We start from the raw sequence: 12,738 nt of genomic DNA on the forward strand, positions 1-12,738 counted from the left end.
CGGCACGGGCCGCCTTTCAGCCGCGCTTGCGCGACGACACCCACATCAGCACGCGTGCGCGGAGCACCGTCTCACCCATGTCGTCCGTCACCTCCACCCCGACCGGCCACTCGCGGCCGTCGCCGGCACCGGGCACGCCCGCCTCCGGCGTGGCGACGCCGCGCATCGTACCCACCGCCTTCTTCAGGTACTCGACGCTCATGCCCTTCGGGATCCAGCGCATGTCCGCCGGAATCGTCGCATCAGTCATCACCCCGGCAGCCAGCTCGGCCAGGTTGCACAGCGCGATCGCATGCATGGTGCCGAGGTGGTTGTGCACACGGCGCCGGTCGCAGATGCGCACCTCGCAGCGGCCCGGCTCCAGCGCCACGAAGCGCGGCGCGATGGTGGCGAAGCACGGCGCCTTCAGGCAGATCAGCCGCGAGAAGAACCAGTGACCCGCCGGCCAGCGCGTGATACGGCGGTAGATGGTCAACACCGGGGCATTCATCTTTTTGGCCCTCGCAAAGGAACCGGCCCGCAAGGCGGGCCGGTCGGTCAGTGGGATTCAGGAGGCGTCCGCCCGCGTCTTGAACGCGCGCAGCTCGTCGCTGTCGAAATCGTCCACCGAGATGAACTCGAACACGCCTTCGCGCACGTGCCTGAGCAGGTTGGCCTCGGCTTCGGAAATCACCCCGGCCTGCTGCGCCTCGGCCAGCTGGTCGAGGTAATCGTGCGCGGTGAACTGGCCGGATTTCTGCGCCTTGCCGAACTTGCGCTCGACCGGCTCGGCGGCGATCACGTCCGGCAGCAGCGCCTTCATGCGGCCGATCGTGTTGTTCGGCGTGGGCGTGGTGTAGACCCAGTCGGTGAGGCGGTCGAGCGCCTCGTTCGGAGCGGTGAGCAGCGCGGCGACGCGGCGGCCGAGGCGGTCTGACGGCGGCACCTCACGGCGACCCAGCGGGAATACCAGTGCGCGCAGCAGCCACGCCACCGGGCGCACCGGGAAGTTGCGGATCGCGCCGTCCAGCGCGTTCTGGATCAGCCACATGCACTGATGGAAGCCCCAGGCCAGGAACGGGCGATCGGCTTCCGGCCGGCCGTTGTCCTCGTACTGCTTGAGCATGCTGCTGGCGATGTACAGGTAGCTCAGCACGTCGCCCAGGCGCGCCGACAGCTTCTCCTTGAACTTCAGCTTGCCGCCGAGCACGCCCATGAACACGTCGGCGGTGAGCGCCAGCGCAGCCGAGTAGCGGTCGAGCTTGCGGTAGTAGCGGCGGGTGTAGGCGTCACCGGCGGTTTCGCCGAGGCGTGCGCCGCTCACGCCCATCGCGAAGCTGCGCACCGCGTTGGAGATACCGAAACCGATATGGCCGAACAGCAGGCGGTCGAACGTCTTCAGCTGCTCGCCGCGGTCGGCGATCGACAGCGCCTGCATTTCCTTCAGCACGTACGGATGGCAGCGGATCGCGCCCTGGCCGAAGATCATCAGGCTGCGCGTCATGATGTTGGCGCCTTCCACCGTGATCGCGATCGGCACCGCCGACCAGCCGCGGCCGGCGTAGTTCTTCGGACCGAGCTGCACCGCCTTGCCGCCGTGCACGTCCATGGTGTCGGCGGCGATCTGCCGTGCCCATTCGGTGGCGTGGTACTTGGCGATCGCCGACGGCACCGCCGGCTTCTCGCCGCGGTCGACCGCCGCCGCAGTGGCGCGCGACAGCGCGGCGGTGGCGTAGGTGAGGCCGCCGATGCGCGCCAGCGCTTCCTCGACGCCCTCGAAGCGGGCCACCGCCAGGCCGAACTGCTTGCGCATGCGTGCATACGCGCCGGTCGCCAGCGCCGAGGCGCGCATGCCGCCGGTGGCGTTGGACGGCAGCGAGATCGCACGGCCCACCGACAGGCACTCGACCAGCATGCGCCAGCCGTGGCCGGCCATCTGCGGCCCGCCGATCAGCACCGACAGCGGCGCAAACACGTCCTTGCCGCGCACCGGGCCGTTCTGGAACGGGATGTTCAGCGGGAAGTGGCGGCGGCCGATCTCCAGCCCCGGTGTCGAGCGCGGCAGCAGTGCCAGGGTGATGCCGAGGTCTTCCTTGTCGCCGAGCAGGTGCTCGGGGTCGTACATGCGGAAGGCCAGGCCGACCACCGTGGCGATCGGCGCCAGCGTGATGTAGCGCTTGTCGAAGGTGAGCTTGATGCCCAGCGTCTCGACGCCGTCGACCACCTGCTTGCAGACGATGCCCACGTCGGGGATCGAGGTGGCGTCGGAACCGGCGTACGGGCCGGTCAGCGCGAAGCAGGGAATCTCCTCGCCCACCGCCAGGCGCGGCAGGTAGTGGTTCTTCTGCTCCTCCGAACCGTAGTGCAGCAGCAGCTCGGCCGGCCCCAGCGAGTTCGGCACGGCCACCGTGGAGGACACCGTGGCCGACGCGGTGGACAGCTTCTGCAGCACCGCCGAATGCGCCAGCGCGGAGAACTGCAGGCCGCCGTACTGCTTCGGGATGATCATGCCGAAGAAGCGGTGCTTCTTGATGAACTCCCACACCTTCGGCGGCAGGTCGGCCAGCTCGTGGGTGATCTGCCAGTCGTCGATCATCGCGCACAGCTCTTCCACCGGGCCGGCCATGAAGGCCTGCTCCTCCACGGAGAGCTCGGGCTTGGGCTGCTTCAGCAGTTCGTGCCAGTCCGGCTTGCCGGAGAACAGCTCGCCCTCGAAGCCGACCGTGCCCGCTTCCAGCGCGGTCTGCTCGGTCTCCGACAGCTTCGGCGTCACCTTGGCGAAGATCTTCAGGATCGGCAGCGTGATCTGCTTGCGGCGGAAATCCACCAGCAGCAGCGGCAGCGCGATCGCCAGCTCGACGATCAGCAGGATCGTGGTGGTCCACGGCGCATGCGCGATCAGGCCGACCACCAGCGTGGCGACGGCGGTGGCGATCGCCCAGCTGCGCAGGCTGCTGCGGTGGTAGGCGCAGGCGCCGGAGGCAATCAACGCCGCCAGCAGGGTCAGTAGCACGGACATCTCAACACCTCATTGCGATTGGGCGGCACCGGCAACGCGCCGGTCGACGGGTAGCGGATCAAGACTCTGCACAAAGCGGGCAACTTCGTGCGTGAAGGCGTCATTCGCATCGCCCGCCACCATGTGCGTGGCGTGCGGCAACTCGACATGCTGCGCGTGCGGCACCAGATGCATGAACTCGTCGACGGTGGCGCGCGACACCACGTCGCTGCGCGCGCCCGAGAGCAGCAGCACCGGCACCTCGATCGTCGTCGCGGCGGCCTGCAGGCGCGGCTGGTAGCGCTCGCTTTCCTGCACCAGGTCGCCCGCCAGCAGGGCCGGATCCCAGTGCCAGCGCAGCCGGCCGTCGCTGCCTTCGCGCAGCAACGGGCGCAGCTGCTGCTCGCTCTTGCGTTCGCGCCGCTGCGGCAGGTAGGCGGCGATCTGCTCGGCCGCCTCGGCGTAGTTGGCGAAGCCGTGCGGATGCGCCTGCATGAAGGCAAGGATGCGTTCCACCCCGGCGGTTTCCCAGCGCGGCGTGATGTCCACCAGCACCAGCGCACGGAACGGCGACGGCCGGATTTCGCCGGCCAGCACGATGCCGAGCAGGCCGCCCATCGACGCGCCGACCAGGATCGGCGGCTGCGGCTGCGCTGCGGCCAGGCGCTGCAGGTCGTCGGCAAACTGGTCCATGTGGTAGCCATGGCCGGACTCCGCGCCTTCCGCCATCCGGTCGCTCTCGCCGTGGCCGCGCGCATCGAACGTGACGCAGCGGCAACCCGCCTGCGCCAGCGCCGCCGCCGCACCGTTCCAGGCGCCGCGGGTCTGGCCGAACCCGTGCGCGAACAGCAGGCTCGGTCGACCCGCCGGGCAGCGCGTCTCCACCGCCAGAGTCAGGTCGGCAGCGCGAAAGCGGCTGAGCAGCGGGGACGCGGGGGCGTGGATCACCATACGGAAGAGTATGGATTGCCCCGGCGAGCGGCGTCAACCCTGCACCTGGCGCCCCCGGCGACGGCCGTGGCGCCAGGCCGGATCGACGTGGCGCATTACAAATGCGTGGGCTGCCGTTACCATACGCACATGAATGTCAGTAGCAAGCCAGAACGCACCCGGCTGTCGGCCGAGGATTGGGAACTTGCCGCCCTGCAGCTGATTGCCGAACACGGCGTCGGCGCACTGGCCGTGGAAGCGCTGGCGCGCCAGCTGGGCGTGACCAAGGGCAGTTTCTACTGGCATTTCCGCACCCGCGAGGCATTGCTGCATGCCACGCTGGAACGCTGGGAGCAATACGGCGAGCGCGAAGTGCTGGGCCAGATCGAGCAGATCGCCGACCCGCGCCAGCGCCTGCCCGAGCTGTTTCGCCGCGTCGCGCACGAACTGCAGCCGCACCGGGTATATGCGGCGCTGCTGAAGGCGCTGGATCACCCGCAGGTGGTGCCGGTGATGGCGCGCGTATCGCAGCGGCGCATGGAGTTCCTCACCACCGCCTACCGTGAGGCCGGCCTGGCCCCGGCGCAGGCGCTGAACCGCGCGCGGCTGACCTATGCCGCCTACGTCGGCTTCCTGCAGCTGAACTTCACCCTGGGCCTGCCGCGGCTCAATCATGAAGAGTTCGACGCCTACGTCGAACACATGATCACCACCCTCATCCCGGCCTGACCCTAGCCTGCCGAAAGCCCCGGACGGCGCCATGCGGCGCCGTTTTCTGCTGCATCGAACCTTGCAATACCAGTGCACGCAAACTAGCGTTTCCGGTCACTTTTTCCGAAAACCTCAAGGGGACACGATGGCCAGCAAGCTGGAAGCGCTCGAACAGTGGGTCAACCAGGCGGCGGCGCTGACCCGCCCCGCACGGATCCACTGGTGCGACGGCTCGGACGCCGAATACCAGGCCCTGGTGCAGCAGATGCTGGCCGACGGCACGCTGATCGAACTGAACCAGCAAACCCATCCGGGCTGCTACCTGCACCGCTCCCATCCCACCGACGTGGCCCGCGTCGAGCACCTCACCCTGGTCTGCCACCCGAACCGGGAAGACGCCGGCCCGAACAACCACTGGATGGACCCGGCCGAGGCGCACGCCAAGATCGACGCGCTGTTCGACGGCTGCATGGAAGGCCGCACCATGTACGTGATCCCGTACTGCATGGGCCCGATCGACTCGCCGCTGGCACGCTGCGGGGTGGAGATCACCGACAGCCCGTACGTGGTCGCCAACATGCGGATCATGACCCGCATGGGCGCCGCCGCGCAGGCGCGCATCGAGCGCGAAGGCACGTTCGTCAAGGGCCTGCACTCCATCGGCGAGCTCGACCCCGAGCGCCGCTGGATCATGCACTTCCCGGCCGAGCTCAGCATCAAGTCCTACGGCTCCGGCTACGGCGGCAACGCGCTCTTGGGCAAGAAGTGCCACGCGCTGCGCATCGCCAGCAACCAGGCGCGCACCGAAGGCTGGCTGGCCGAACACATGCTGATCGTCGGCATCGAGAACCCGCGCGGCGAGACGCACTACGTCGCCGCCGCGTTCCCCTCCGCCTGCGGCAAGACCAACTTGTCGATGCTGATTCCGCCGGAAGGCTACCGGCGTGACGGCTGGAAGGTGTGGACGATCGGCGACGACATCTGCTGGATGCACCCCGGCGCGGACGGACGGCTGTACGCGATCAACCCGGAGGCCGGCTTCTTCGGCGTGGCGCCGGGCACCAGCGACGCCACCAACCACAATGCGATGCGCAGCATCTCGCACGACACCATTTTCACCAACGTCGCCGTCACCGCCGACAACCAGCCGTGGTGGGAAGGCCTGCCCGGCGCGCCCGTCACCGACTGGCAGGGGCGTCCGTACGACCCGGCCAACGGCCCCGCCGCGCACCCCAATTCCCGCTTCACGGTCAGCGCGAAGCAGTGCCCGACCTGGTCGGAGACGGCCGAAGCCGCGCAGGGCGTGCCGATCAGCGCGATCGTGTTCGGCGGCCGCCGGCCCTCGCTGCTGCCGCTGGTGATGGAAGCGCGCGACTGGAGCCACGGCATACTGATGGGCGCCGCGATGGGCTCGGAGACCACCGCCGCCGCCACCGGCGCAGTCGGTGTGCTGCGTCGCGACTCGATGGCGATGAAGCCGTTCTGCGGCTACCACTACGGCGACTACTTCGCGCACTGGCTGTCGTTCGACCGGCCCGGCGCGAAGCTGCCGAAGATCTTCCACGTCAACTGGTTCCGCAAGGGCGCCGACGGCAAGTTCCTGTGGCCGGGCTTCGGCGACAACCTGCGCGTGCTGGAGTGGATGATCGACCGCGCCGAAGGCCGCGCGAGCGGCGCGGAGACGCCGATCGGCATCCTGCCGGACGAAGGCGAACTCAAGCTCGACGGGCTCAGGCTCGAGCGTGCCCGGCTCGAGGAACTGCTCGAGGTGGACAACGCCAGCTGGCAGGCCGAGTTGTCGGCCATCGGCGACTACCTCGCCAGCTTTGCCCCGCGCCTGCCCGAACGCCTGCGCCGGGAACAGCAGCGCGTGGTGCAGGCACTGGAAGACGACGCCGGCCCGTCGCGACGCGAGGCCGCTGCTTCCTGAGGTGTCCAGGCGGCGGGCAGGTCGCCACGACCTGCCCGCGGCACTTGCAGGCCCAGCGTGGCGCGCGCCGTGCAAACCCTTTCGCGCAACGCCGCATCCAAGCTGGCAAGATGACCGCCGCCTGTCCTGCCCTTGGAAGCGCCATGTCGCCCGCCTCAACGCGAGCCAACGACAGCGATGACGTGCGCGCGGCGGCCGCCGGCGACCGCCACGCGTTCCAGCGGCTGTACCGGCTGCACGTAGGTCGCGTGCACGGCGCGGTGTATCGGCTCGCCGGCTACGACCATGCGCGCGCCGAAGACCTCACCCAGGATGCCTTTGTCCGCGCCTGGCAGAAATTGCCTGGCTTCCGCCACGAAAGCGCGTTCGGCACCTGGCTGTACCGGCTGGCGGTGAACGTGGCGCTGATGGACATCCGCGCCCGCGGCGCCGACCCGGTCAGCATGCTCGACGACGAGCACCTGCCGGACACCGGCGAGACCCCGTTCTGCGTCGCCGAGCGCGAAGAGCTGGAACGCGCGATCGGCAGCCTGCCGCCGCGTGCCCGCGCCGTGCTGGTGCTGCACGACATCGAGGGCTGGCGGCATGAAGAGATCGGCAGCGAACTGGGCATGGCGATCGGTACCTCGAAAGCACAGCTGCACCGCGCCCGCGGCCTGCTGCGCAAGCTATTGGGAGAATGCTCGTGAACGAATTCGAATGGCGCCGCCAGCTGCGCGAGTTGCGCCAGCCGCTGGTACCGCGGCGCGACCTGTGGTCCGCGATCGACGCCGTGCTGGAAGATGCCCAGCGCACGGCACCGGCGCCCCTGCCCTTGCGCGAGCCTCGACCGACGCCGCGCCGGCAGGGGCTGATCGCCGCCGGCCTCGCCGCCTCGCTGCTGCTGGCCGGCGGCATCGGCTGGCGCGTGCTGCGGGCGCCGGCGGCCGCACCGCTGGCCGGCAGCCTGAAGTCCTCCACCGACTGGAAGCCCTCCGACCCGCGCCTCACCGGCGCCGCGATCGAGCTGGACGCCGCACGGATGGAATTGCAACTGGCCCTCCGGCAGGCCCCGGATTCACCGGCACTGCAGCGCCTGCTCGGGCGCACCGAACAGCAACAGGTACAACTGCGCCAGCTGGCCCACCAGGCCGGCTGACACTCACAGGAACGACCATGAAAACCGCCCGCTACCTTCCCTTGCTGCTGTGCTTGTGCATCAGCCAGGCCCTCGCCGGCACGCCGATCCAGCTGCGCCACGACGCCACGTCGACCGCCCGCATCAGCATCGGCAACGTCGCCGGCACGGTGAACGTGACCGCCTGGGACCGCAACGAGGTGCAAGTCAGCGGCCGGCTCGGCGACGGCGCCAAGCCGCTGGCGGTCACCGGCACCGACGACAACCTGCAGATCAAGGTCGAACCGCAAGGTGGCCCCGGCTGGTTCAACTGGGGCGGCGACAGCAAGATGGCGCCCACCACGCTGGAGCTGCACGTGCCCAGGGCAGCCTCGCTCGACGTCGACGTGGTCAGCGCACCGCTGGTCATCGACGGCATGGACGGCGGCAGCATCCAGGTCAACACGGTCAGCGGCAAGGCGCGCATCAACGCACGCACGCCCTCGCTGAAGGTGGACAGCGTCAGCGGCGGCATCGAGCAGGCCGGGCAGGCCGGGCAGGCCGAGCTGAAGACCGTCAGCGGCGAGATCCTCGCGCCTGCGCTGGGCCACGAGGTCGAACTGCAGACCATCTCCGGCCGCATCCAGGCCAGCGGCGGGCCATGGCGGAAGCTCACCCTCAGCACGGTGTCCGGCGACGTGCAGCTCAGCGGCGCGCTGGCTCCCGCCGGCAGCATCGGCATCGACAGCATGAGCGGCGACGTGCAGCTGCAACTGCCGGCGGCCACCTCGGCCAGTCTGCACGCCAGCAGCTTCAGCGGTGACCTGCGCAGCGATTTCGGCACGCCGAAGGAACCCGAGCACGGCCCCGGCAGCTCGCTGGACGTCCGCCTCGGCGACGGTACCGGCAAGATCAACATCGAGACCTTCAGCGGCGACCTGCGCGTGCGCAAGCGGGACTGAACGCACGCGCCAACGAAAAACGCCGTCGCATGGCGACGGCGTTTTCTCATGGGACCAGCGGAAGAAAACCGCTCAGAGATCCTGGTGATACTGCACGTACGGCGTGCGCGACTGGTCCGGTTCCGGGCCCGCCGGCGTACTGGCCGGTGTGCCGGACGACCACAGGTTCTGCGCGCCGACACTCAGCGAACCGCGCCACGGCAGACGCCAGGTCACGCCCAAATCGATGCTGTTCCAGCGCCGGTCGGCGTTCAGGCCACCCGGAATGCCGGCCTGCGGCTGCATCGTGCGGCCAATCAGCACGCCGCTCAGCGGGCCATGATCGACGCCGAAACTCAGCGCCTTCTGATCCAGCGTATCGACGCCGAGCAGGTTGCCCGGCAGCAGATGGATCCGGCCCACGCTGGCGCCCAGGTCGATGCCGCTCTTGCTGCCCAGCGCCAGTCGGCCATGCGCATTGAGCTGGGCGCTGCTGTCGAAGCTGGACAGGCCGTCAACGCCCGGCGCAGCGCCCGGCAACACGCGCGGCAACACGTTCCTGTTCGGCGTGGTGCTGCTGCCGACACTGACACCCACGCTGTAACGGCCGGCGTCATAGGTGGCGCCCACCTCGCTGCCTAGCACGCGCAGGCCCGGGTTGGTCCAGGCCTGCTCGCTGACCTGCGCGTGCGCCTGCAGTCGCGGCCCCAGCCCGTATTCCACGCCGGTCGTCATCAGCGTGGAGGCATCCACCACCCGCAGCGCCAGCGGCGCATTCTTGCGCAGCGCCTCGGCGCCGGTGCTGCGATCCGCCTTGAGCGCCAGCAGGCGACCGTCGGCGCCGCGCCACAGCGGCACCACGACGCCGGGTTCAACCTCGGCCGTCTGGTCCGGCGGCTGCGCCAGCAGGCGCTCTGCCATGGCGCTGTCGCCGCCCGCAGACTGCCCGGCCGCAGCAAGCGGCAGCAACAGGGTCAACAGCAGGACGGACAGGCGGCGCATGACGATGGACCGATGACTCGCTCGATAGAGGATACTTGGCTCGAAGTATACCCCGCTTTACGTTTTACTAACACCCCGAAAATCCGTCCCAACGCACAAAACGGCTGCAGCCGATGGCCCTTCGACCTCCCGGCCAGCCGCGGGTTCCCGCCCCGGGGAAAGTGGCGGGGGTGCAGACTTACACGATATAAAGACATGCCACGCCGATCCCGCCAGGTCGCACCGGAACCAGTCGCAGCCCCATGAGTGCCTCACCGACGATCCGTTCATCCCAACCACCGCCGGTGGCACGGGATCTTGCGGCCCTGCACGCAGCGGTCGAACGGCTGTTCGAGGCACCCGACGCCGCCGGCGTGATGGACGTGTGCGAACTCATGCTGGACAACTTCGGCATCCATGGCCGGCTGCGCTGGCGGCGCATGGACGAGCAACCCGGCCATCTGGCCGGGCAGATGGATCTGGCCGAGGACCCGCAAGGCCCGCGCACCCTGGTGCTCGAATGGGCCGACCTGCCGCTGCCCGAAGCCCTGCGCGACCGGCTGGACTGGCTGGGCCGGCTGGCCGACATCCGGCTGCACCAACTGGCCGAGACCAGCCACCTGTACGAGGCGATCTCGCGGCTGGCGCTGGCCGAGAGACTGCAGCGCGCGCTCTACGCGATCGCCGAGCAGGCCGGCGCCGACCACGACATGCCCGAGATGATGCGCTCGCTGCACGCCATCGTCAGCAGCCTGATGTACGCGGAAAATTTCTACATCGTGCTGTACGACGCGGCCACCGACACCGTCCGTTTTCCCTATTACGTCGACATCGCCGATACCGACCCGCCGCCGCCGGACCAGCACCTGCCGCTGCACGACATGCTGCACAGCCTGACCTGGAACCTGCTGCAGGAAGGCCGCCCGCTGATGGGTTCATTCGAGGAGCTGAAGCAGCAGTTTGGCGACCGCTTCGTGCCGATCGGCCCCAGCTGCGAACACTGGCTGGGTGCGCCGCTGCTGCGCGCCGGCCGCGTCGTCGGCGGCATCGTGATGCAGAGCTACCGTGCCGACACCCATTACTCGCGGCACGACCTGGAATTGCTGAACTACGTGGCGCAGCACGTGCAGACCGCGCTGGAGCGGCGCGAGGCGCACCTCGAGCTGGGCCGCCGGGTCACCGACCGCACCGCCGCGCTGCGCGAGGCCAACCGCGTGCTGCGCCAGCAGGTGCTGCAGCGCCAGCGCGGCGAACGCCTGCAGGCGGCGCTGTTCCGCATCGCCGAGCTGGCCAACACCTCGGACAGCCTGGACAAGTTCTACGCGGCCATGCATCAGGTGATCAGCGGCCTGCTGTACGCGCGCAACTTCTACATCGCGCTGATTGACGAGGAGAACGGCCACCTCACCTTCCCCTATTCGGTGGACGACATGGACAGCGTGCGGCCGCCGCGTGCGCACGGCCGGGGTGCCACCGAGTACGTGCTGCGCCACGCCAAGCCGCTGCTGGCCACGCCGGCGGAAATCGACCGGCTCAGCGCGCTCGGCGAAATCAGCCTCTTCGGCGCACGCTCGGTGTGCTGGCTCGGCGTGCCGCTGATCTGGGGCGGCAAGGCAATGGGCGTGCTGGCGCTGCAAAGCTACTCGCCCGAGCACACCTACAACGAGCGCGATCAGGAGCTGCTGACCTTCGTCAGCTACCACATCGCCAACGCGCTGCAGCGCAAACAGGCCGCGACGGCGCTGAAGCAGGCCTATGCCGGGCTGGAGCGCCGCGTCACCGAGCGCACCCGCGCGCTGGCGCTGGCCAACCGCGACCTGCGCGAGCAGATCGCGGAGCGCGAGCGCGTCGAGCGCCGGCTGAAGTACGAAACGCTGCACGACTCGCTGACCGGCCTGCCGAACCGCACCCTGCTGCTGCAGCGGCTGGAACAGGCGATGCAGCGCTACGCCGCCAACCCGGGCGAGCAGTTCGCCGTGCTGTTCATCGACCTGGACCGCTTCAAGGTGATCAACGACTCGGTCGGCCACCTGGTCGGCGACGACCTGCTGTTCCAGGTCGGCGGCCGCATCCGCGCCTGCCTGAAGACGCGCGACGTGGTCGCGCGCCTGGGTGGCGACGAGTTCGCGGTCCTGCTGGAAGGCATCGTCGAGACCGGCAAGGCCACCCTGATCGCCGAGCGCATCATCAGCGAGCTGCAGACGCCGTTCCGGCTCGGCACCAAGGAGATCTTCACCTCCGCTTCGATCGGCATCGCGCTGGCCCGCCCGCATTACCGCCAGCCGGAGGAACTGCTGCGCGACGCCGACGCGGCGATGTACAACGCGAAGGACGGCGGCCGCCATCGCGCGGCGATGTTCGACGACCGCCTGCGCCGCGAGGCGCTGTCGCTGCTGGACATGGAGAGCGACCTGCGCCACGCGCTGAGCCGCAACGAGTTCGAGCCGTTCTACCAGCCGATCGTCGAACTCGCGGACGGCCGCATCACCGGCTACGAGGCGCTGCTGCGCTGGCACCATCCCGAGCGCGGCCTGCTGCCGCCGCACGATTTCCTGCTGATCGCCGAAGAGTGCGGCTGCGCCGAGGCGATCGACTGGCAGATCTTCGAGCAGGTGTGCACCCAGGCGGTGCGGCTGATCGGCACCGACGGTTTCATCAGCATCAACGTGTCCGGCCGGCACTTCCGCTCGGCCGACCTCGACCTGCGGCTGCTGGCGCTGTTCGACCAGTACGCCGTGCCCACGCGCTGCATCCGCATCGAGGTCACCGAGCACGCGCTGCTGGAGAACCCGACCCAGGTCAAGCAGATGCTGCAGAACCTGCGCAGCCACGGCGTCGGCATCGCGCTGGACGACTTCGGCACCGGCTATTCCTCGCTCAGCTACCTGCACCAGTACCCGTTCGAGACGCTGAAGATCGACCGCTCCTTCATCACCGAGCTGCCACCGGACGACGCCGAGACGCAAGGCCTGGCCTTGGTGCGCGCGATCCAGGTGCTGGCCGATTCGCTGCGGATGAAGGTGATCGCCGAGGGCATCGAGGAAGAATCGCAGCGGCAGGCGCTGCTGCGCGTCGGCTGCCGCTACGGCCAGGGCTTCCTGTTCGCCGAGGCACAGCCGGCCAGCACCTGGCTCGGCGCGGACAAGCCGCTGCTGCTGGCCTGATCGCGGAA

General features: G+C 69.2%; 10 protein-coding genes. 6 read left to right on the top strand and 4 right to left on the bottom strand.

What is annotated here, in order from left to right:
* Nucleotides 1-16: 16 nt before the first annotated feature.
* From RHOOR92_RS0117965 to RHOOR92_RS0117975, 3 genes are read right to left on the bottom strand one after another with little or no spacing between them, the layout of a single operon-like run.
* A complete protein-coding gene (locus tag RHOOR92_RS0117965; RefSeq protein ID WP_027490873.1) occupies nucleotides 17-490 on the bottom strand; it encodes a hotdog fold domain-containing protein in 474 nt (157 codons plus the stop codon).
* Nucleotides 491-547: 57 nt separating this feature from the next.
* Entirely contained in the window at nucleotides 548-2,998 is a 2,451-nt protein-coding gene (locus tag RHOOR92_RS0117970) for an acyl-CoA dehydrogenase (protein WP_027490874.1), read from the bottom strand.
* A gap of 9 nt (nucleotides 2,999-3,007) precedes the next feature.
* Complete coding sequence (locus tag RHOOR92_RS0117975; RefSeq protein WP_027490875.1) at nucleotides 3,008-3,928, bottom strand: alpha/beta fold hydrolase; 921 nt, start codon at nucleotides 3,926-3,928, stop codon at nucleotides 3,008-3,010.
* Nucleotides 3,929-4,057: 129 nt separating this feature from the next.
* Here RHOOR92_RS0117975 and RHOOR92_RS0117980 point away from each other — a divergent pair, with 129 nt between their 5' ends.
* The 5 genes from RHOOR92_RS0117980 (at nucleotide 4,058) to RHOOR92_RS0118000 (ending at nucleotide 8,606) form a co-directional block, all read left to right on the top strand.
* Entirely contained in the window at nucleotides 4,058-4,636 is a 579-nt protein-coding gene (locus tag RHOOR92_RS0117980; RefSeq protein WP_015446820.1) for a TetR/AcrR family transcriptional regulator, read from the top strand.
* A 127-nt stretch (nucleotides 4,637-4,763) separates the two neighbouring features.
* Complete coding sequence (locus tag RHOOR92_RS0117985) at nucleotides 4,764-6,548, top strand: phosphoenolpyruvate carboxykinase (GTP) (RefSeq protein WP_027490876.1); 1,785 nt, start codon at nucleotides 4,764-4,766, stop codon at nucleotides 6,546-6,548.
* A 143-nt stretch (nucleotides 6,549-6,691) separates the two neighbouring features.
* The gene (locus tag RHOOR92_RS0117990) at nucleotides 6,692-7,237 is read left to right on the top strand and encodes a sigma-70 family RNA polymerase sigma factor (protein WP_027490877.1); all 546 of its coding nucleotides are present in this window, start codon (nucleotides 6,692-6,694) and stop codon (nucleotides 7,235-7,237) included.
* Nucleotides 7,228-7,686 (top strand): hypothetical protein, encoded by a 459-nt coding sequence (locus tag RHOOR92_RS0117995; RefSeq protein WP_081660259.1) that lies wholly within the window; start codon nucleotides 7,228-7,230, stop codon nucleotides 7,684-7,686. The genes RHOOR92_RS0117990 and RHOOR92_RS0117995 overlap by 10 nt, the downstream gene beginning before the upstream one ends.
* Before the next feature lie 17 nt (nucleotides 7,687-7,703).
* Nucleotides 7,704-8,606, top strand: coding sequence for a DUF4097 family beta strand repeat-containing protein (locus RHOOR92_RS0118000; protein WP_027490879.1), 903 nt, complete (start codon nucleotides 7,704-7,706; stop codon nucleotides 8,604-8,606).
* A 72-nt stretch (nucleotides 8,607-8,678) separates the two neighbouring features.
* Here RHOOR92_RS0118000 and RHOOR92_RS0118005 read toward each other — a convergent pair whose 3' ends face one another.
* Nucleotides 8,679-9,587 carry a hypothetical protein gene (locus RHOOR92_RS0118005; RefSeq protein WP_007510844.1) on the bottom strand — a complete coding sequence of 303 codons (909 nt, stop codon included), beginning with the start codon at nucleotides 9,585-9,587 and terminating at the stop codon, nucleotides 8,679-8,681.
* Between the two features lie 242 nt (nucleotides 9,588-9,829).
* Here RHOOR92_RS0118005 and RHOOR92_RS0118010 point away from each other — a divergent pair, with 242 nt between their 5' ends.
* Complete coding sequence (locus RHOOR92_RS0118010) at nucleotides 9,830-12,730, top strand: EAL domain-containing protein (RefSeq protein WP_027490880.1); 2,901 nt, start codon at nucleotides 9,830-9,832, stop codon at nucleotides 12,728-12,730.
* The last annotated feature ends 8 nt before the right edge of the window (nucleotides 12,731-12,738 follow it).

The organism is Rhodanobacter sp. OR92 (genome assembly GCF_000427545.1).
GTDB lineage: Bacteria > Pseudomonadota > Gammaproteobacteria > Xanthomonadales > Rhodanobacteraceae > Rhodanobacter > Rhodanobacter denitrificans.